Source organism: Chitinophaga sp. HK235 (genome assembly GCF_018255755.1).
GTDB lineage: Bacteria > Bacteroidota > Bacteroidia > Chitinophagales > Chitinophagaceae > Chitinophaga.
Genome location: NZ_CP073766.1, coordinates 4972892 through 4992409, shown reverse-complemented (window position 1 = coordinate 4992409; position 19518 = coordinate 4972892). Strand labels below are relative to the sequence as shown.

The 19518-nt window shown below is 47.8% G+C and carries 21 protein-coding genes; 9 read left to right on the top strand and 12 right to left on the bottom strand.

The window, feature by feature from the left end; translation table 11 throughout:
* Positions 1–77: 77 nt before the first annotated feature.
* The 4 genes from KD145_RS18555 to KD145_RS18540 form a co-directional block, all read right to left on the bottom strand.
* Entirely contained in the window at positions 78–380 is a 303-nt protein-coding gene (locus tag KD145_RS18555) for a DUF4286 family protein (protein ID WP_212000662.1), read from the bottom strand.
* Between the two features lie 49 nt (positions 381–429).
* On the bottom strand, positions 430–1194 hold the full coding sequence (locus KD145_RS18550) for an exodeoxyribonuclease III (protein ID WP_212000661.1): 765 nt from the start codon (positions 1192–1194) through the stop codon (positions 430–432).
* A gap of 86 nt (positions 1195–1280) precedes the next feature.
* The gene (gene metH, locus KD145_RS18545) at positions 1281–4055 is read right to left on the bottom strand and encodes a methionine synthase (RefSeq protein WP_308219026.1); all 2775 of its coding nucleotides are present in this window, start codon (positions 4053–4055) and stop codon (positions 1281–1283) included.
* A gap of 42 nt (positions 4056–4097) precedes the next feature.
* Positions 4098–5114 (bottom strand): homocysteine S-methyltransferase family protein, encoded by a 1017-nt coding sequence (locus tag KD145_RS18540; RefSeq protein ID WP_212000660.1) that lies wholly within the window; start codon positions 5112–5114, stop codon positions 4098–4100.
* Between the two features lie 415 nt (positions 5115–5529).
* On the opposite strand from KD145_RS18540, the gene KD145_RS18535 reads away from it, so the two are divergent.
* Complete coding sequence (locus KD145_RS18535) at positions 5530–5742, top strand: hypothetical protein (protein ID WP_212000659.1); 213 nt, start codon at positions 5530–5532, stop codon at positions 5740–5742.
* 138 nt (positions 5743–5880) lie between these two features.
* Here the strand turns inward: KD145_RS18535 and recR are convergent, their stop codons facing one another.
* Both recR and KD145_RS18525 read right to left on the bottom strand, forming a co-directional pair.
* Entirely contained in the window at positions 5881–6498 is a 618-nt protein-coding gene (gene recR / locus KD145_RS18530) for a recombination mediator RecR (RefSeq protein ID WP_212000658.1), read from the bottom strand.
* A 64-nt stretch (positions 6499–6562) separates the two neighbouring features.
* On the bottom strand, positions 6563–8038 hold the full coding sequence (locus tag KD145_RS18525; RefSeq protein WP_212000657.1) for an Ig-like domain-containing protein: 1476 nt from the start codon (positions 8036–8038) through the stop codon (positions 6563–6565).
* Between the two features lie 157 nt (positions 8039–8195).
* On the opposite strand from KD145_RS18525, the gene KD145_RS18520 reads away from it, so the two are divergent.
* Positions 8196–8660, top strand: coding sequence for an SRPBCC family protein (locus KD145_RS18520; protein ID WP_212000655.1), 465 nt, complete (start codon positions 8196–8198; stop codon positions 8658–8660).
* 5 nt (positions 8661–8665) lie between these two features.
* Here KD145_RS18520 and KD145_RS18515 read toward each other — a convergent pair whose 3' ends face one another.
* Genes KD145_RS18515 through KD145_RS18505 form a run of 3 tightly spaced genes read right to left on the bottom strand, consistent with a single transcriptional unit; the run spans position 8666 to position 11541 of the window.
* Positions 8666–9205 carry a hypothetical protein gene (locus tag KD145_RS18515; protein WP_212000653.1) on the bottom strand — a complete coding sequence of 180 codons (540 nt, stop codon included), beginning with the start codon at positions 9203–9205 and terminating at the stop codon, positions 8666–8668.
* 31 nt (positions 9206–9236) lie between these two features.
* Positions 9237–10244, bottom strand: coding sequence for a lipid A deacylase LpxR family protein (locus tag KD145_RS18510; protein WP_212000651.1), 1008 nt, complete (start codon positions 10242–10244; stop codon positions 9237–9239).
* A 25-nt stretch (positions 10245–10269) separates the two neighbouring features.
* Positions 10270–11541: an acetyl-CoA hydrolase/transferase family protein gene (locus KD145_RS18505; RefSeq protein WP_212000649.1), complete on the bottom strand. Its 1272-nt coding sequence runs from the start codon at positions 11539–11541 to the stop codon at positions 10270–10272.
* A gap of 164 nt (positions 11542–11705) precedes the next feature.
* Between KD145_RS18505 and KD145_RS18500 the strand changes: the two genes are divergently transcribed.
* The 7 genes from KD145_RS18500 (at position 11706) to KD145_RS18470 (ending at position 15946) form a co-directional block, all read left to right on the top strand.
* A complete protein-coding gene (locus KD145_RS18500; protein ID WP_212000647.1) occupies positions 11706–12206 on the top strand; it encodes a GNAT family N-acetyltransferase in 501 nt (166 codons plus the stop codon).
* 129 nt (positions 12207–12335) lie between these two features.
* Entirely contained in the window at positions 12336–12815 is a 480-nt protein-coding gene (locus KD145_RS18495) for an RNA polymerase sigma factor (protein ID WP_212000645.1), read from the top strand.
* Positions 12806–13285 (top strand): hypothetical protein, encoded by a 480-nt coding sequence (locus KD145_RS18490; protein WP_212000637.1) that lies wholly within the window; start codon positions 12806–12808, stop codon positions 13283–13285. Before KD145_RS18495 ends, KD145_RS18490 begins: the two co-directional genes overlap by 10 nt.
* Before the next feature lie 130 nt (positions 13286–13415).
* Positions 13416–13901: a hypothetical protein gene (locus KD145_RS18485; RefSeq protein WP_212000635.1), complete on the top strand. Its 486-nt coding sequence runs from the start codon at positions 13416–13418 to the stop codon at positions 13899–13901.
* 127 nt (positions 13902–14028) lie between these two features.
* Positions 14029–14520 carry a lipocalin family protein gene (locus tag KD145_RS18480; protein ID WP_212000632.1) on the top strand — a complete coding sequence of 164 codons (492 nt, stop codon included), beginning with the start codon at positions 14029–14031 and terminating at the stop codon, positions 14518–14520.
* 117 nt (positions 14521–14637) lie between these two features.
* A complete protein-coding gene (locus KD145_RS18475; RefSeq protein WP_212000630.1) occupies positions 14638–15384 on the top strand; it encodes a metal-dependent hydrolase in 747 nt (248 codons plus the stop codon).
* A gap of 25 nt (positions 15385–15409) precedes the next feature.
* Positions 15410–15946 (top strand): GNAT family N-acetyltransferase, encoded by a 537-nt coding sequence (locus KD145_RS18470; RefSeq protein ID WP_212000629.1) that lies wholly within the window; start codon positions 15410–15412, stop codon positions 15944–15946.
* A gap of 7 nt (positions 15947–15953) precedes the next feature.
* On the opposite strand, the gene KD145_RS18465 is transcribed toward KD145_RS18470, so the two are convergent.
* The 3 genes from KD145_RS18465 to ispG form a co-directional block, all read right to left on the bottom strand.
* A complete protein-coding gene (locus KD145_RS18465) occupies positions 15954–16847 on the bottom strand; it encodes a LysR substrate-binding domain-containing protein (RefSeq protein ID WP_212000626.1) in 894 nt (297 codons plus the stop codon).
* Between the two features lie 132 nt (positions 16848–16979).
* Positions 16980–17378, bottom strand: a complete 399-nt coding sequence (locus tag KD145_RS18460) for a hypothetical protein (RefSeq protein WP_212000624.1) — start codon at positions 17376–17378, stop codon at positions 16980–16982.
* 80 nt (positions 17379–17458) lie between these two features.
* Positions 17459–19420, bottom strand: coding sequence for a (E)-4-hydroxy-3-methylbut-2-enyl-diphosphate synthase (gene ispG / locus KD145_RS18455; RefSeq protein ID WP_212000622.1), 1962 nt, complete (start codon positions 19418–19420; stop codon positions 17459–17461).
* Positions 19421–19518: the final 98 nt, after the last annotated feature.

The window sequence follows — 19518 nt, the reverse complement described above, 5'->3', positions numbered from 1 at the left end:
TTCAACTATTGTACCAAAGTCCAGACACCTTGAAAATAGTGAATTTCCTGTGGATAAATTTAATTGTTAAGCATCAATTAAAGGCTCTCCATAACGGTATGGAAGGCGATAAAACGGTCCCCGAAAAGGTCGTAACCCCTTTGCCGCAGGGTATTTGCCTGCACTGCCTGGAAGGTTTGGTAGTGCTCCAGACTATCGGTAAAGAACTGTATAACATAAGTAGGTCCTTCTGAGTCGTCCTGCTCCAGCAGCCGGCAGATACGGGAATCCCTGAAAAGACCGGTGCTCAATACAGCAGGAATATGCTCTTCCTGCATCCATTGTAACCACTGTAGATGCACATCTGTGGCTACTTTCGCTGTAACATTGTAAATGATCATGGTATATCTGTCAATAAAAAATCCATCTGTCTGAATGAGTCAAAGCCGCTTATAACGCCAGTTCCAGGAATACCGGACAATGGTCGGAGTGTTTTACTTCCTGGTAAATGGTAGCATGTTTCAGCTTTTCCTTCAAGGGAGCTGTGACGTTGATATAGTCTATACGCCAGCCTTTGTTATTGTTCCGGGCATTGGCGCGGAAGCTCCACCAGCTGTACTGGTGCGGGTTTGGATTAAAATGCCGGAAGGTATCCACAAAGCCGCTTTCAAAGAAACGGTCCATCCAGGCCCTTTCTTCCGGTAAAAAACCTGTTGAGTTTTTGTTGCTCACCGGATCATGTATGTCGATAGGCTTGTGACAAATGTTGTAATCTCCGCACAGCACCAGATTGGGCCGTGTTTTCTTCAGCTCATCAAGATGTCCGGAAAGCTCATCCAGCCACTGATATTTATAGGTCTGCCGTTCATCACCGCTGGTACCGGAAGGGAAGTAGGTGTTGATCAGGGTCAGATTACCGAAATCGAGGCGGATAAAACGCCCTTCGGCATCGCTCTGGACATGACCACTGCCATAGTGTACCTGATCGGGTTTTATGCGGGTAAGAACCGCAACACCGCTGTAACCTTTTTTCTGGGCGGGAAACCAGTAATGTTCATAACCCAGCTCTTCAAACTTTTTGAAGTCCACGTTGTCCTGGTGGGCTTTGATTTCCTGGAGGCAAACGACATCTGCGGGGTCTGTTTGCAGCCATTCTGTAAAACCTTTGGTCATAGCCGAACGGAGGCCATTCACATTGTAGGATATGATTCTCATGTTGAAGATGTTTAAAGGGAATTACGAATTTGGGCGAAGATCTGCTCTTCGCCCAAGTCCATAATGTGTTATCTGCAATTGATTAATTATATGTCATATTCCAGGTTGGGACGCAGCCACTTCTCTGCTTCCTCTATGCTCCAGCCTTTACGGCCGGCGTAGTCGGTCACCTGGTCTTTTTCAATTTTACCGAGGCCGAAATATTTTGCCTCAGGGTTGGCAAAATACCATCCACTTACGCTGGCGGCAGGATACATAGCCAGCGATTCTGTCAGGGTGATGCCGGTGTTTTTGGTGGCATCCAGGAGGTCAAACAGCTTGTATTTCTCTGTATGCTCCGGACAGGCAGGGTAGCCTGGTGCTGGTCTGATACCGGCGTATTCTTCCCGGATCAGGGCTTCATTGCTCAGGTGTTCCTCGCTGGCATATCCCCAGAACTCTTTACGTACGCGCTCGTGCATCAATTCTGTAAAAGCTTCTGCCAGCCTGTCTGCCAGCGCTTTCAGCATAATGCTGTTATAATCGTCGTGTTCTTCTTTGAATTTTTCCAGCCATTTTTCGATGCCGATGCCCGCTGTAACGGCGAATCCGCCGATATAGTCTGTTTTACCGGTAGATGCGGGGGCAATGTAATCGGCAAGGGATTGGTTGGGTTGTCCGGGCGCTTTTTTGATCTGCTGCCGCAGGAACTCCAGTTTTACCGGTGTTATGTCCGCCTGCTCCGGTGACACCTGGATGGTGTCGGGGGCAACGCTGTTGGCGGGATAAATGCCGATGACAGCATTGGCACCCAGCCATTTTTCGCGGATCACCTGGTCCAGCAGTTCGCGGGCATCTTTGTAAAGCCGGCTGGCTTCCTGGCCCACTACTTCGTCGGTCAGGATCTGCGGGAATTTACCATGCAGTTCCCAGGCGATGAAGAACGGCTGCCAGTCAATGTATTGGGCGATCTCTGCGAGATCGTAGTTTTCGAAGGTTTTGATGCCGGTAAACCGGGGCTTCACCGGAGTGAAAGCGTCCCAGTTGATAGCTGCTTTATTTTGCTGTGCTACTGCAAATGGGAGGTACTGCTTAACGGGTTTTTTGTTTCTGAAAGACTCGTTCAGCTTTGTATACTCTTCCTGTATGGTAGCCAGGAAATCTTTTTTCAGGGCCTTGTTGAGCAGACTGCCGGTTACGGTCACACTGCGGGAAGCATCGAGTACGTGTACTACTCCATGTGCATACTCCTGTGCGATCTTCACCGCGGTATGGGTACGGGAGGTAGTGGCTCCGCCGATGATCAGCGGAATATCGAAGTCCTGCCTTTTCAGCTCACGGGCTACATGCACCATTTCGTCCAGGCTGGGGGTGATCAGGCCGCTGAGGCCGATGATATCTACTTTTTCCTGGCGGGCAGTCTGCAGAATTTTTTCCGCAGGTACCATTACACCCAGGTCAATGATTTCATATCCGTTACAGGCCAGTACTACACCAACGATGTTCTTACCGATATCGTGTACATCCCCTTTTACAGTGGCCAGCAGAATTCTGCCGGCAGACTTGATTTCTCCGCCATTGATAGCCTGGTTGCGCAGCTTCTCTTCTTCGATAAAAGGAGTGAGAACGGCTACGGATTTTTTCATTACACGGGCACTTTTCACTACCTGCGGCAGGAACATTTTACCACTGCCAAACAGATCACCTACCACATTCATGCCGTCCATCAGCGGTCCTTCTATCACGTCCAGCGGACGAGGATATTTCTGACGGGCTTCTTCTGTATCGGCTTCAATATAATCGGTGATACCATTTACCAGTGCGTGGCTCAGTCTTTCTTCCACAGAGCCCTGGCGCCAGGTTTCATCCTTCTCTACCACTTTGCCTTTGGACTTTACAGTGTCGGCAAACTGGATCAGTCTTTCGGTAGCATCTTCTCTTCTGTTTAGTATGGCGTCCTCACAAAGCTCGCGCAGTTGTGGTTCTATGTCATCATATATCTGCAGCATACCAGCATTAACGATACCCATGTCCATACCAGCTTGGATGGCATGGTAGAGGAACACGGAGTGCATGGCTTCCCGCACGGTTTCGTTGCCACGGAAAGAGAAGGAAACGTTGCTGACACCACCACTTATTTTTGCCAGTGGCATCAGTTCCTTGATACGGCGGGTAGCGTTGATAAACTCTACTGCGTAGTTATTGTGTTCTTCGATACCGGTAGCGATAGCGAAGATATTGGGATCGAAGATGATGTCCTGCGGATCATAGCCTACTACTTCTGTCAGTATTTTATAGGCTCTGTGGCTGAAGCTGACCCTTTTTTCTTCGGTGTCGGCCTGGCCATGTTCATCGAAGGCCATTACTACCACGGCGGCACCATAGCTTTTACAGATATGGGCCTGCTCAATGAATTTGGCTTCTCCTTCCTTGAGGCTGATGGAGTTGACCACACATTTACCCTGTACGCACTTCAGGCCGGCTTCAATAACACTGAACTTACTGGAGTCGATCATGATGGGAATACGGGAGATATCTGGTTCTGCGGCCAGTAACTTAAGGAAGGTTGACATGGCGGCTTCCCCGTCGAGCAGGGCGTCGTCCATGTTCACGTCCAGGATCTGGGCGCCGTTTTCCACCTGCTGGCGGGCTACAGATAATGCTTCTTCATAAAGCCCTTCCCGTATCAGCCGGGCAAATTTTTTGGAACCGGTAACGTTGGTACGTTCACCAACGTTGATAAAATTGGTTTCGGGCCTTACCACCAGCGGTTCGAGACCGCTTAAGCGCATAAAAGGCCTGATTACCCGTGAAGGGGCGATATCGGTGTCTGTGATCATTACTTCGTTAGTCGTATTGGAGGGTATACTTGTAGCGCTCATGGTTGCAAATACTCGTGTTTACATGAAAACCTGTGTGTCCGTTTATGCCAGGGAGTCCATCAGTTCCGGCTTGCGACGGGGCTGGATGTGTTTTACGTGTTCGGCAATATGGCGGATGTGGTCTGGTGTAGTACCACAGCAACCTCCTACAATATTCACAAAGCCGGAGGAGGCGAAGTCTTCAATAATGCAGGCGGTATCTTCCGGCTCTTCATCATATTCACCGAAGGCGTTAGGCAGGCCGGCGTTGGGGTAACAGCTAACATAACAGCTGGCTATGTTGGACAGTTCCTCTACATACGGGCGCATCTGTTGTCCGCCGAGGGCGCAGTTGAGGCCTATAGAGAAGGGGTTGGCATGCATCACGGAGATATAGAAAGCTTCCAGTGTCTGACCGCTCAGGGTTCTGCCGGAGGCATCCGTAATGGTACCGGAGATCATGATCGGCAGTTCCGGCTTGCCGGATTCCCGGAAATACTTTTTAATAGCATAGATGGCTGCTTTACAGTTGAGCGTATCGAAGATGGTTTCGATAAGCAGAACGTCTACACCACCATCACTCAGGCCCCTGATCTGTTCTTCGTAGGCTTCGGCCACTTCGTCAAAGGTAACGGAACGGAAGCCTGGATTGTTCACATCCGGAGAGAGCGACAGGGTTTTGTTTAACGGGCCAATGGCACCAGCTACAAACCGGGGTTTGTCAGGATTTTTGGCAGTATATTCAGTCGCAGCTTTTTTAGCGATGCTGGCGGCAGCCACGTTCAGCTCATAGGCCAGCGCCTGCATGTCATAATCAGCCATGGCAATGGAAGTACTGCTGAAAGTATTGGTTTCAATAATATCAGCTCCTGCTTCGAGGTATTCCTTGTGAATGGCTTCTATGATCTGTGGCTGGGTGAGATTAAGCAGGTCGTTGTTGCCTTTGAGATCACTGTGGTAATTGGCAAAACGGGTGCCTCTGTAGTCTTCTTCCTGGAGTTTGTACCGCTGGATCATGGTGCCCATGGCACCGTCAATGATGAGCACACGCTCATTAGCGCAGTCTTGTAAAGATTTCATGTTTGTAAGATGTTTATTAGTTGCTGTTTTAGGTTGTAACGGGGTCGAACAATAAACAAATCCACCCCCGTAATATCCCGTAAAGATAAGCTATTTTAATATCTTAAAACGCTTATTTGTCGGTCCTGGCCTGGTTGCCCTAATCTTTAATCATCATGTTATATTGTATGTGTTTTGTATAGATTTTGTCTATATTGAAATTTTTATTTGGTGGAAGTCTATAAAGTCTACTATATTTGTAGGGTAATAGAAAACACCATGCAACAAAGAGACCTGAATATGATGTTGAACCCGGCCATGGCGCCCCGCCAACCCTATGCCTGTTGTCCTTCGGGGTGCTGCTGTTAAGGCAGAAAAAGTCTATCATTAAAAGTTCTTCCCGGTTTTTATTACAACTAAACAAAGTTTTTTCGTCATGACGATAGCAGAACATATCCATGCGCTCAGGAAACACCTGGCTGGTCTGGGACTGCAACCAGTTCCGGAAGTGAATGATGGGAGTGAGCCGACAGTTTTCAGGATATCCTTCCTGAATCAGCATGAAATGCAACGTTGGCAGGAGCGACAGAAACAATCAGAAACCAATCATACTATATTTCAGGGTACGCCTGAAAAAAACGTACCCTAACCTTTTTCATAACGTGGAATTACAGGTTAAACGAAGACGGGCGTTATTCAACGCCCGTATTTTATTTAAGGATTTGGTTATTTGTTTAATTTGAAATTTAGATATTGACCAATGAATAAATAAATAAATGAATAAATTCTATTGTTTGACATAACTGTCTAAAGGCAGCCTGTTAGAGATAGATCTGGCCAGCGTCATCTCATCGGCATATTCCAGCTCTCCGCCAAAAGCAATACCACGGGCTATCGTGGTAATCTTCACCGGAAAATCCTTCAGTTTTTTAGAGAGGAAATAAATGGTAGTGTCTCCTTCAATAGTAGGGCTGAGCGCCATGATCACCTCTTCCACCCCCTGGTGCTGTACTCTTTCCACCAGTGACTGGATATTCAGCTGTTCCGGACCAATGCCGTCAATAGGGGAGATAATACCGCCCAGTACATGATACAGGCCATTAAACTGCTGGGTATTTTCAATCGCCATTACATCACGGATACTTTCCACCAGGCATACTACGTGCCGCTGCCGGGAATGGCTGTTGCAGATGCCACATATTTCCTCATCGGAAACATTATGACATACCTTGCAAAACCGGATCTGTTGCCGCATACGGGCGATCGCCTCCCCAAACTGCTGTACCTGTACTGTCTCCTGTTTCAACAGGTGCAGTACCAGGCGCAGGGCTGTTTTTTTACCGATGCCCGGCAGCTTGGCGAATTCATTAACTGCATTTTCAATCAGCGCGGAGGAAAATACCATGTTGCAAAGTTAGGAATATTGGCACGGTACCAGCTGCATGAGCTGGCCCGTGCAGCTATTTAAATTATATTTCTATCGTTGGTTTTAGCGTCCAGTATGCCTTCAGGTTCTGCTTGCCTGGTACCAGGATCACCCGTTCAGGTTGCCGCTTAGGCTCCTTGTAATATTGTCCCCGGTCCCATTTGCCATTGTTGTTGGCATCCAGCAGTACCCGTACCTCATATTCGCCAGGCGTGATAAACTTCTGAAGCCAGGTGCCATTCACCACAGTCCCGGAATACTTGATGGTTTTATCCTGCACCAGCTGTATTACATAATGCATGGAGTCGTCATTGATAGCATTCCTGGTGCTGTCGCTGATTTTGAGGGTAACCCCGAAAATAGCGTAGTCACTGGCTTTTTTCGACTTGAAGCTGATAGTATCTGCTTTGACAAACTGTTGCCCTGTAGTATCGGTGGCTGCATCCTTCGGGATAATCAGGCGATATGGTAAGCCTTCTTTCCAGGGATAATGCACAGAAAGTTTGGTATGGGTAGAGTCCATACTGCTGTGGAAGGTCACCGGTGTATAGGCACTATCTTCTCCCAGTATCATTCTGGAGCTGTCCAGCGACCGCAGGGGCAGGTTAAATGTCAGCTGCAGAGGTGCCGGCAGTTCCTGCAGACCTCCATCCAGCGCAGGGGCAGCCTGCAGTTTGGGCGTTTTCTTCTTTTTTTCCTTTTCTTTCTCTTTCTCCTTCTCTTGTTCCAGCTCCAGGTCCAGTGAGTCTAACGGCTCGGGTGCTTGTTTGATGGTGCTATCGCGCTCCATGAACAGCAGCAGGTTTACATCAGAGAGGTTCTGTGTCTGGATCACGATCGGCTTTTCTATAAAAGCGATCATCTCTGAAGGCTGATTATATTGAAGATCACGGTCTTCTTCTTTCAGGGCGAAGATCTTATAGGTACCGGGAGCCAGGTTTTTGAACCAGAAGGAGCCATCGCTCTTTGTTTTGGCATAATACACCGGCTTTTCCTTTGATACGATGGAGTCTTCCAGGTTGCGGTACAACATCACGGCCACGTTACTGTCTGGCCGGCCGGTTTCGGCCTCGATAAGATGTCCTTTTATCTGAAGGCTGTCCAGGTAATTGCCGGTAGACACTACGTACTGGAACTCAGCAATCATATTCCGCTCGTTGATATCGCGGATCGCATCGGCAAAATTGAAGGTGTAGGTAGTGTTGGCCTGCAACGTATCCCTGAGCTCCAGGGTCACCGTACGCAACTTGGCTGTTACGATAGGCGTGCGTTTCAGGGTAGGAGATACGATGAGTTTATCATTCACATTATCCAGCTCCACAAACTCATCAAATACAAAATATACCTTTTTGTTTTTGAAGTGCAGGGAGGAGTCGGGAGGATTTACAGCCATCAGCCTGGGAGGAATACTGTCACGTGGTCCCCCACCAGGAGGCACTATGTTGGCACAACGGGTCAGTGAAATAGCGATCATTAAAGAAATCAGCCAGAATGCCCAGCTCCTGATATATCGATACATATTACCGGTCGGATTAAAAATAATGCTGCAAACTTACGAAAACGGCTGAAAGCTTTGTTTTTCTTTTGGTAACTGTGATTCACATGATGGCGCTGATTCTCCTGATATTACCCCGTATTATCCCGGCACGGCAGGCACCATTTCTTATCTTTACCTTATGCCTAGTGTTTATCTGCTGCAACAGACCCAGTTTATACCGGCTCCGCTGGAAGCGGTGTGGGACTTCTTTTCCAACCCCAACAACCTGGAAAGGATCACCCCTGCCTATATGCGGTTCCGGGTTACATCACCCCCTTATGAAGGACGGGTTTATGCCGGTCAGATCATCTCCTATACCGTATGCCCGGTAGCCCGTATTCCGCTGGAATGGGTAACGGAAATTACCCATGTGCAGCAGCATGATTATTTTGTAGATGAACAGCGGGTAGGTCCTTACCGCCTCTGGCACCATGAACATCATTTTGTCGAAGTGCCGGGAGGGGTGCAGATGCAGGATACAGTACACTACCGCCTCCCATTGGGATGGCTGGGGCGCCTGGCCCATGCACTGTTTGTCAGACGCCAGCTGGAGAATATTTTTGCCTACAGGCTCCGGGTAGTGGAAGACCGCTTTGGAAAATAACCCTTTTATTCTTTCGCTTTAAATGTAGTGGCGAGCTGATCGCCGGTATACACTTTAATAACGCTTTTCCCGGTTTTAGGAATACTGCCCAGCCAGAGCGGAACAATGCTGGAAGATCCCTTTTGTGCCTGGGAACTGGCCACAAAGTGCATCTCTGCATTGTTGGTCAGGTCATCTGCGGTAGCAGAAGACAGTTGTATCTGTGTGCCGTAGAAAGTAGCCGGCATGGTAACTGCCACCACCATCTGAGTACCGAAGTCTGGACGGTCAATTTTGTTGTTCATGGTTTGGGCCATGCCGAAAATACTGTCGAAGGTAGCGGGATTGTCAATCAGCCAGTAGGTAAGACTGTCTTTTACCTTGATATTGTTTTTTACAAAATAGCCGTTGAGTGGCTGTACATCAAGGCTGCTGGATGCATCTGCCTGTACATTGATAGCGGTGTCGTTAGTAACGGCAACCGGGATAGTGTTTTTTTGGGAAGGTCCTCCGCAGGAGGCTATCAGAATGGTGAGCGCTGCAGGAAAAAAAAGACGGAGGTTCATGATAATTTTCTTTTACTGGAAGTTAATACGATTATGGGAAATGTGTTGCTTTGGAGATGGGAATTAACAAAGTGATATTGCCAAAAGAGTGTTTGCGGGTGGTGCTCATCCAGGGGCTGGAAGTTTGCTGGGTATAGCTGATAGTGGTGCGTCCTATTCCTATGGCAAAGCCATAGTCCATGCCAATTATGAAGGGGTTCATATGGGAAGTCTGGAGTTTTCTGTGTTCTTCGAAATCTGCATCTGAAGATCTGAAGAGACCGCCCTGTAGCAAGGCGTTGTATGCGGTGATAGAGAACTGGGGTCTGGCCATCAGGTAAATCTGAAACTTTCTGCGGGTGGCGGTATGGAGGTCCGGGTCGCCGAAATAGGGATTGATAAGCCCGAACCGGGCATACCCCCAGGTGCTTACTGCATCAACCATGGTACCGGCCCTGGCAGAAAACCCTCCGATTACTTCCAGACTCGGGCGTGGATTCCATAACATTCTTTCATAGGAAATATTGTAGTTGAGCAGTGGAGCGTTAGGGAGCTGGTTAGCCCATCCCCGAGGAGGCTGATCACCGAGCAGGTTGTGGACAAAGATCTGGGCTTGTTCTCCCAGTGCCCAGGGGCCCATTATTCCAAACACAAGCTCGGAATGTATCCGGTACTTTTTGACAGGATTGTAGGAGGTCAGGCCATGTGTAGCCACGACGGCTGCCGAATAATAGAAGTCCCCCGGAATGAAATGGCTATCAGACAGATCATCGGGTGTGAACATCAGTTGCATCCCGTCCCATTCAAACACATTGATTGAATTGGGGCCAGCTGTAGGAAATATCCATTTATCGATAAAGGTGGATTTTTTCCTCTTCATATACACATAGCCGAAACCAGTACCGTTTGAATATGCCCTGTCTGTTCCCCGGCCCCAAAAACTGAAGAAGTCGTCATCTTCATGCACGCGCAGCAGTCTGGTGGCATTCTGAGTGATCTGTGCCTGTGCGATGGTCAGCGTACTGAGAAAAATGTATATCCCACACAAAAACCTTTTCATAGGCCATCATTTTAATCATGGTTTCCTAAAACACTTTAAATATTTCAAAAGCGTCTTTCTGCAACTGTTCCCGGTGATCCGGATGGGCTATATTGATCAATGCTTGCGCACGTTGTTTCAGATTTTTGCCCAGCAGATGGGCGATGCCGTACTCGGTCACTACATAGTGCACATGGGCACGGGTGGTGACAACGCTGGCACCGGGCTGCAGTCTTGAGACGATACGGGAAATACCTTTTGAGGTAGCGGCCGGAATGGCAATAATAGGCTTCCCTCCGGCGGAGAGGGCTGCTCCACGCATGAAATCCATCTGACCGCCAACACCACTGTACTGACGGAACCCGATAGAGTCAGCACATACCTGTCCGAAAATATCAATTTCTATCGCACTATTGATTGCAGTCACTTTGGGGTTCTTACGGATGGTAGTCGGATTGTTCACATATTCCACGTCCATCAGCCGGATGATCAGGTTGTTGTCCATGAAATCATATAGCCTCCGGCTGCCCATGGCGAAGCTTGATACCAGCAATCCCGGATGAATAGTTTTATATCTGTTGGTAATAACACCCCGCTCTACCAGGTCTATGATACCATCGGAGAACATCTCCGTATGGATGCCCAGGTCTTTATGACCGGAAAGGCATTGCAGCACTGCATTAGGGATGCCACCGATACCCATCTGCAGGGTAGCCCGATCTTCTATCAGCGAAGCTACATGTTTGCCGATGGAGCGTTCTACATCACTTGGCGGGTGTATGGTTTGCGTATAGATGGGATAGTTCACATCTACCGCTGCCGTGATGCGGGAAATATGGATTACTCCATCACCCAGCACCCTTGGCATATTTGGATTCACTTCTGCAATAATAACTTTTGCTACATCAATGGCTGCTTTAGATACATCACAGGAAACCCCCAGTGTACAATACCCGTTTTTATCGGGAGAGGATACCGTAATCAGTGCCACATCAATGCCGGGTTCATGGGTCCGGAAATATCGCGGTATTTCACTGAGAAACATGGGGATATAGTGGGCCCTTCCTTCATTGACAGCCTTGCGGATGTTCTTGCCAACAAAAAAAGTATCAGTGTGAAAGGCATGGGCATGCTCAGGACTCGCATAGGGGGCATCCCATTCGGTATGAATGCTCACAAGCCTTACCTGTTGCAGCTCATGGCTGCGGGCAGACATGGCTTTCACAAGTTCCCGGGGAGTGGCTGCAGCGGTGTGGATAAACACGGTTTGACCAGACTGAATAAGTTGCACGGCATTCTCGATAGTAGTGTATGACATTCCTTCGTTGTTTTGAACAAATTTATCGTGCGTTGAAATGAATATTTATGAGTTAAATCATGTATGAGTTATATCATGTTTTGTACTTTTAATACACGCTGTATTAATCCAACAACCAGCCGTCCTTATTTGTTGGATAAACAAACATCAGGAAACTCAGCAACATGGATACCCTTTTTTATGAAATGGCCACGCCAGCAGATGCTGCGGCGATACGCGACCTCTCTCTTTTAAGCTACGGTGAATTTGCTGCCGTGCTGGAGCCTGCCCATTGGAATACCATGCATAAAAACCAGTCAGACATGGAAAATCTGACCGCGTTGATGAAGGGTTCGGCTACATTGGTTTGTCGGTCTGGTGACCAGCTGGTAGGAGTTGTTTTTCTGGTACCATCCGGTATGGCCACCTCCATTTATCCGGCAGACTGGGCCCATATCCGGCGGTTGGGAGTAGACCCTGCCTTCCGGCGGATGGGCATAGGCCGGCGGTTGATGGAAATGGCGATAGAACAGGCACGGAACTCCGGTGAAAAGGTCCTGGGACTGCACACCAGCACCATGATGCCAGGTGCCCGAAGAATGTACGATCAGCTGGGCTTCTCCCTGATTCGGGAACTGCCACCGATACTCGGACAACAATACTGGCTCTACAAGATGGCTTTGTAAAGATTGTCCAATTCAGCTTTTAATGTGAATAAATTGCAGCAGAAAGCAATCAACAGATTGCTTATATTAGCAAACTTAAATAGGTAGCACAACTGTTTGAGGAGAGATCTGACACATATAAGTGAGCAAATGCTTATTGAAAGGCTGGTGTCAGGGGATCCTGCAGCAAAAGAGCTACTTTATGATCGTTACGCCGGCGCACTGTATGGAGTTGTGCTGCAGCTGGTGCCTATAAAAGATAGGGCCAACGATGTAATCATAAAGGTTTTTGCCTGGGCGTTCCAGCATATTAACGCATTCCATTCATCAGGTTACCGCACTTTATTTGCCTGGTTACTGCGTAAAACAAGGGAACTGGCCATTAAGGAGGCCATTCCGGAAACGGCGCTCACGGGTACAGAGCTGATGAGGAAAGAAGAAGGTATTTTGCAGCAGTTCTATATCATACTGCCAGCTTTGGAACAACAGGTGTTCCGGCTTAGTTATTTTAAAGGATTATCTATCACGACAATAGCCCGTATGCTGGCAATGCCGGAAGGGCAGGTAAATGAAATACTGGGGGAAGCAATGAAAGCCTTCAGAAAATTTTTAAAAGACAATTGGAACTAAAATTTTACATAGAAAGCGGCATCATCGAATCTTATGTTCTTGGACTTGCCTCTGAAACAGAGGTGGAAGAACTGGAACACATGAGAAAGCTGTTCCCGGAGCTGGACACCGAAGTTGAACTGGTGGAACGGCGCCTGGAAAAAGCCTGTTTTGATGAAGCTGTCCTGCCCCCTGTGGCAACACGGGAACGGGTACTGCAAAAAGTCCGCTGGGAATATGCCGGCGCAGGAGCCGATTCACAGTCTTCCAACTATACTTTTATCAATATCCAGCCCAAAGACGGTAGTCATATCTCCGTACACCGCTGGTGGAAAATCTTTTTCATCATCATTTTCATTCTCTCCAAAATCTTCCTCTTCTTTGCCATCTTCTATTACCTGAAATATCGGCAGGAAAAGGAAAAAGAACAGGAACGCGCTGCTGTTACCACTTTTATACATCAGCAAAAAGAAAATATTTTTTATATATAATATTCCTGTCTGCCAATCGTTAATTTAAATTATTTTCTCATTTTTACAATCCAACCAGCCATTCCGGTTCGTAAATATTGTGTTTATCAATCATGTCTCTTGATGGTATGCGGTTTTTTAAATCAGTGCTTTGGACTTAAAAAACTATATAGACAGTGGAGTAATTGAGCGTTATTTACTCGGCCTTGCCACACCTGAGCAGGAGAGGGAACTAATGTATATGAGAAGATTACATCCCATGCTGGAACAGGAAATAGCGGAAGCAGAGCTGCGGATCGAAAAACAGATCCTGGCAGAAGCTGTTTTACCTCCCGCTTACCTGAAAGATGACGTGATGGAACAGGCCAGACGTTATAAACATCACGAATCCTATTACAACAGACATCAACACAATCCTCCACCCGCTGATCCTGTTTATATCAATATCAAACCCGGATGGAACCGGCAAATCTCCGTCAGCATCTGGTGGCGCTGCGCCTTCCTCGCCCTCTGCGTACTCACTATGTCACTGGCCGCCAGCACCTGGTATCTGTACAAAAGAACCTCTCAGCTGGAACAAGTCCTGATAAAACTTAAAACCCCTGCTGAAGAGCTATTACCCCCTGCCGGCCACTGACCACTCAGGTATTCATTTGGTACGTTTCTTGTAAATGCTGAACTTGCCACGGTATTCCGGCAGCTAAACCTTATTTGAATACAGCTGTTTGAATGCAAAGAGGCTTTAATCACAAATTCATTAATCCATGAAAAATTTATCATTAGCAGCATTGTTTCTGGCACTGGTCGCAATCCTCGGTACTGCCTGTTCCCCTAAACAGGGTGTTACCACCAATATTAACAAAGGCGCTGTAAAAGGCAACTGGGTACTGACGAACATCCGTTATGAAGGTATCCCCGACAATGCCAAAGTAACCGTTTTTGATGAGGCTAATGCCAAATGCTTTATCGGTAGCCAATGGGTATTACCAGACAATAATGCAAATGGTTCCTATACATTATCTTCTACTGCCGAAGGTTGCAGCCCGGTTACCCAGAACATAGTATGGACGCTGACCAAACAGGGAAATGTGACCATGTTCGGGTTCAAAAAACTGTACAGCGGTACCAAAGCTAAAAACGTAACCAGCGGTTATCTGATGGAAATAACAGAAGCCGGTAGCGCAATGACCTGGAGAGCAAACGTAAACTTCGAAGGCAAATCTGCTGCTATCATCTACAGCCTGCAACGGAGATAATTTTACCCGTTTATACAAAACCGTCCTGCCTTGGTTATTCCGGGGCAGGATTTTTTTTTCCTTACCGGTGTCTTGGAAGAAATAGTATATTTAGATAAGGTAAAAAACCGGATGAATATGAGCACGCAAAACTCCAAAATCAAATTTCTGGGACACGCCAGCTTTCAATTAACAACACCGGAAGATCATACGATCTTAATAGATCCCTGGTTTACTGGTAATCCGGCCCTGCCGGAAGGTTATACCCTCCCGGAAAAAATAGACCTGATCCTGATCACCCATGGCCACCGTGATCACCTCGATACTAAAATCATTGAGCTGATCCGTACACATTCCCCCAAAGTGATCGCTAACCCCATCGTCCGGCTTTTCTTACAGGAACAGGGTGTTCCGGAGCATGTATTTGAACAGATGAATGCCGGCGGTACCGTATCTATCCTGCATACAAAGGTGACGATGACCAACGCCTTCCATTTTGCACAGGTATACCAGCCCGATGGTAAAATCGGCTATACACATGCTGCCAACGGTTTTATCATCTGGATGAGCGATGATGTATCTGTTTATTATTCCGGAGATACCTCCGTTTTCAGTGATATGGCATTACTGGGTGAAATCTACGAACCAGACGTCGCTATCCTTCCTATCGGTGACCGCTATACGATGGGCCCCCTGGAAGCAGCTTTTGCTATCCGGCTGCTGAAAGTAAAACATGTAATCCCTTGCCATTATGGTACTATGCCCACCCTGACCGGTACTCCACAGCGGCTGAAAGAGCTGACACAAGACCAGGAGCGCCTGCAGATACATGCCCTTAAATCAGGGGAAGAACTGGACCTGGCCATCCTGCAGCCCCATCGGTAGCTGCCCTTTCTAAAACCATCCTTATATGTTACCCCTTACCACAGACCGCTTATTAATATGTCCTTGCCGCCTGCCACTAATCACTGCGATCTATCTGCAGGACCCGCAAGCCGCTGCTACACTCAATACGGAGATACCTCCGGATTGGCCGCAGGCTGAACTGAAAGAATTACTGCCACATCTCATAAAATTACTGCAGCATGATCCCAAGTCTTTTCCCTGGCTGCTTTGGGTGATCGTCTCTGCTACCGGCAAAACAATACTGGGAGATATCGGATTCAAAGGACGCCCCGATGAAAATGGAATGGTGGAAATAGGTTATTCCCTGCTCCCGGATCACCGTAACCAGGGATATATGCTGGAAGCCACTACTGCATTGATTGACTGGGCTTTTCAGCAACCTGCTGTGAAAAGGATTGAAGCAGAGTGCGATATCAGTAATATCGCTTCCGGAAAAGTATTGCAACGCCTGGGAATGCAGCAAACAGGCATTCATGACAATATGATTCGCTGGCAGTTGCTGAAGAAGGATTTTACCGCACTACGCAAAGACACACAATAGTGAAAAACTATTCGGTTATATGTTGTTTGGCGAATTTGATGAAAAGCTGTGCCAGCTTGTCTTGTAACCCCTGGAGATAAGTAAAATGCAGTTTACGGATAACCCTGAAGTTCTTTACCGGCAGTACTACAAATTCGCCGGCTTCCACTTCTCTTTGTACTGCCTGCAGTGATATAAATGCCGCACAGGAAGAATGATGCAGGTAAGACTTGATACTTTCGGTACTACCCATGTACATGGCCACATTCAGGTCTGTGATCTTCAGTTTTAATCGTTTCAGTTCATCGGTGATTACTTCCAGGGTACCGGAGCCATGTTCCCGCATCAGTAAAGGGATTGTTCTGAGTTCATTGGGAGTAAGCGGTTCTCCACTGCCGTATTGATGTTTGGGGTTGCCGATCAGCACTATTTCATCACGGGCAAACTCTACGTATTTCAGCAATGGGTTTTTGGAGCTGCCTTCGATGATACCCAGCAGAATGCTCTTTTCAAAGAGTGCCTGTTCAATCTGTTCGGTATTGCCGGTGCTCAACGATGTTTTTACATCCGGGTACCGCTGGTTGAATTTGGCCAGCAGCGGTGGTATCAGGTATTGTGCGATGGTAGTGCTGGCGCCGATGGCCAGCAGGCCGCCCTGTGTATGTTTTAACTGGTTGATTTCGTATTCCAGATTGCGGTAGTCGGTGAAGATGATCTCTGCATGATGGAGGACAAGCTGTCCGGCGCGGGTGAGTTTGATGCGGTTGCCTATCCTTTCAAACAGGGCCATGCCCAACTGTTGTTCCAGTTCATGGATATGTTTGGTAACAGCTGGTTGGGAGATATACAATTCTTCTGCTGCTTTGGTGAAGCTGAGCCTTTTGGCTACGGTATGGAATACCCTGAGTCTGAAATCGAACATGCAATAAAAGTACTGTTTTTTAGAGGGCCATGGTTGGTTTGTTGGGCAGATAACGTGTTATCCCGCTAAAGGTAAAAAAATAAGGATTAAACCACTGAAGGTTTAATCCTTATTCTAATTAGCTGTTATAAATCAGGATTTTTTCTTTCCTGCGTTTGTATTATTGGATTTGTAACGCATGTCAGGAGTACCGTCTTTCTTTTTAGGTCCTTCTGAAGGAGTAGTGGTAGCACCTTTGTTTTCCTTAAAACGTTTGTCAGGAGTACCGCTTTTGGTAACATGCTCTGTTTTCGCTACAGGTGCGGAAGCGGCTGGTTTTGCAGCTTCTTTGGCAGCTGGAGCTGGCTTAGCTGCTTCTTTGGTAGCTGCTTTTGCTTCTTTGCCTTTCTTGGCAACTTCTTTCTTTGCTGCCTTTTCTTCCGTTTTAGCTTTGGATTTAGCTTCTTTTTGGGTGGTGGTGGCAGGAGCCTGCGCCATTGCTACGGTTAAGCCCATAAACATTGCCAGAACACCTGTGAGGAACTTTTTCATAAGAGATGTTTTACCAAAAATTAAGCTTTTTTATTGAGGATAAAACATTTTACCCCCTCATTTTAAGCAATATTTAATAATTAATTCTTTTCTACCCACATGCCATTTTCACGGATAAGATTGATGAGTTCGTCAACGGCCACATCACTGTTGAGGCCACGTTTTACAATCTCTTTTCCTCTGTAGAGCGTGATTTTTCCTACTCCGCTGCCTACATAACCGAAATCAGCATCTGCCATTTCTCCCGGACCGTTTACGATGCAGCCCATGATGGCTATTTTAACACCTTTCAGGTGATGGGTCACCGCTCTGATGCGGGCGGTAGTTTCCTGCAGGTCAAACAAGGTGCGGCCACAGGAAGGACAGGAAATATATTCTGTTTTGGAGATACGGGTACGGGTCGCCTGCAGAATACCAAAAGCGATATTATTGAGTGTAGCCTGTTGGGCAGGACCATGGTTGCTCAGCCAGAGGCCATCTCCAAAGCCGTCGAGCAGCAGGGCGCCGGCCTCGGTGGCATGATGGATCAGGTGCTCATCGGCAGTTGCATGCTGGCTGATGCTGTGAATGATCACCGGCACTGTCAGCTGGTTTTCTGCCAGCAGGATAAAGAACCTTCTGATGCTGGCCATGGCGTTGTGCCCGGTAGCATAGGGTGTCAGGACGGTAGCTCGGGCGATGTCCGGATGCTGCAGCTGTGTCAGCAGGGCGTTCACGGCTGTCGTGTCGAGGTTGTTGCAGGCAACAGCCACAAAGTTCTTTTGAGCGGTCTGTCCGGCGGCGATGGCGTCCAGATAAGTGCTGGCATCAAAATACGGCACAGCAGCCTGTTTGTCTGCCAGTGTTTGCCAGTGGGTAGCATCTACCACTACCTGAAGAGTTCCCGGCAGGGCAAAAGATGGCGTCTGCGCACCGCAATAGATATAGTCAGCAGCGGCATCAGCGATGTTCCATTTATCGGATGGTTCATCGTACGTATAGCCGATAGCGTTAAGGTCTGATGGTTGGAGGTGGGTATTTCCCTGATAGTCTGCTACTACTACCGGCACCTGTTTGTCGCCGATATTGTCAGCTGCACTGCTCTCCCGGCGTTTGTAGGCGTAAGGGGAATAGGGAAGGGTACCAATCGGACTGGAAGAAGCTGGTTGTTCCGGTTGTCTGTTGGTATACCGTTTAACAATATCGCGGCATACGGGCAGCTCAAATTCCGGATCTTCTGTCAGCGACACACGGATGGTATCGCCCACACCATCTTCCAGGAGGGTGCCTATCCCGATGGCGGATTTGATACGGCCGTCTTCTCCATCGCCGGCTTCTGTAACGCCCAGGTGCAGCGGATAACAATGCCCCAGTTCCTGCTGCATGGTTTGTACCAGCAACCGGTAAGCCTGTACCATTACCTGAGGGTTGCTGGCTTTCATGCTCAGCACGATATTCCGGTAATGAAGATCTTCTGCGATACGCAGAAATTCCATGGCACTTTCTACCATGCCCATGGGAGTATCTCCGTAACGGCTCATAATACGATCACTCAGGGAACCATGGTTGGTGCCAATACGCATGGCGGTACCATATTCCTTACAGATGTTTACCAGCGGGGTGAAACGTTCCCGTATACGGTCTATTTCTTCCAGGTATTCTGCATCAGTATATTCGAGTGTTTCGAATTTCTTTTTATCGATGTAGTTGCCGGGATTGATCCTTACTTTTTCCACAATACGGGCGGCTATTTCCGCGGCATTGGGGGTAAAATGTATATCTGCTACCAGGGGGGTATGGTATCCCTGGCGACGGAGCTCATTTTTGATATGTAACAGATTTTCGGCTTCTTTCTTGCTGGGAGCGGTGATACGCACCAGTTCAGCCCCTGCTTCGATACACCGGATAGACTGAGCCACAGTGGCTGCTGTGTCCATGGTGTCTGTTGTGGTCATTGTCTGGATACGGATAGGGTTGAAATTGCCGATGAGCAGGTCACCTACTTTTACTTCCAGTGTGGCCAGTCGCTTGTATTCTGTTAATGAGTTGCAATAAAGCTGCATACGTGTTTGTTTTCTGCAGGTGCAAAGTTAATAAACCTGGGTGGCAATTGCCGCCTGTCTTAAAGCTACATTAAATTCCACGAACGGTGGACGGTTAA

Excerpts from the sequence above, each read along its gene's own strand:
- ispG (WP_212000622.1), bottom strand. The coding sequence starts at position 19,420 with ATGCAGCTTTATTGCAACTCATTAACAGAATACAAGCGACTGGCCACA.
- KD145_RS18495 (WP_212000645.1), top strand. The coding sequence starts at position 12,336 with ATGCTTATTGAAAGGCTGGTGTCAGGGGATCCTGCAGCAAAAGAGCTA.
- KD145_RS18540 (WP_212000660.1), bottom strand. The coding sequence starts at position 5,114 with ATGAAATCTTTACAAGACTGCGCTAATGAGCGTGTGCTCATCATTGAC.
- KD145_RS18480 (WP_212000632.1), top strand. The coding sequence starts at position 14,029 with ATGAAAAATTTATCATTAGCAGCATTGTTTCTGGCACTGGTCGCAATC.
- KD145_RS18535 (WP_212000659.1), top strand. The coding sequence starts at position 5,530 with ATGACGATAGCAGAACATATCCATGCGCTCAGGAAACACCTGGCTGGT.
- KD145_RS18460 (WP_212000624.1), bottom strand. The coding sequence starts at position 17,378 with ATGAAAAAGTTCCTCACAGGTGTTCTGGCAATGTTTATGGGCTTAACC.
- KD145_RS18525 (WP_212000657.1), bottom strand. The coding sequence starts at position 8,038 with ATGTATCGATATATCAGGAGCTGGGCATTCTGGCTGATTTCTTTAATG.
- KD145_RS18500 (WP_212000647.1), top strand. The coding sequence starts at position 11,706 with ATGGATACCCTTTTTTATGAAATGGCCACGCCAGCAGATGCTGCGGCG.
- KD145_RS18475 (WP_212000630.1), top strand. The coding sequence starts at position 14,638 with ATGAGCACGCAAAACTCCAAAATCAAATTTCTGGGACACGCCAGCTTT.
- recR (WP_212000658.1), bottom strand. The coding sequence starts at position 6,498 with ATGGTATTTTCCTCCGCGCTGATTGAAAATGCAGTTAATGAATTCGCC.
- KD145_RS18515 (WP_212000653.1), bottom strand. The coding sequence starts at position 9,205 with ATGAACCTCCGTCTTTTTTTTCCTGCAGCGCTCACCATTCTGATAGCC.
- KD145_RS18505 (WP_212000649.1), bottom strand. The coding sequence starts at position 11,541 with ATGTCATACACTACTATCGAGAATGCCGTGCAACTTATTCAGTCTGGT.
- metH (WP_308219026.1), bottom strand. The coding sequence starts at position 4,055 with ATGAGCGCTACAAGTATACCCTCCAATACGACTAACGAAGTAATGATC.
- KD145_RS18470 (WP_212000629.1), top strand. The coding sequence starts at position 15,410 with ATGTTACCCCTTACCACAGACCGCTTATTAATATGTCCTTGCCGCCTG.
- KD145_RS18465 (WP_212000626.1), bottom strand. The coding sequence starts at position 16,847 with ATGTTCGATTTCAGACTCAGGGTATTCCATACCGTAGCCAAAAGGCTC.
- KD145_RS18520 (WP_212000655.1), top strand. The coding sequence starts at position 8,196 with ATGCCTAGTGTTTATCTGCTGCAACAGACCCAGTTTATACCGGCTCCG.
- KD145_RS18550 (WP_212000661.1), bottom strand. The coding sequence starts at position 1,194 with ATGAGAATCATATCCTACAATGTGAATGGCCTCCGTTCGGCTATGACC.
- KD145_RS18510 (WP_212000651.1), bottom strand. The coding sequence starts at position 10,244 with ATGAAAAGGTTTTTGTGTGGGATATACATTTTTCTCAGTACGCTGACC.
- KD145_RS18555 (WP_212000662.1), bottom strand. The coding sequence starts at position 380 with ATGATCATTTACAATGTTACAGCGAAAGTAGCCACAGATGTGCATCTA.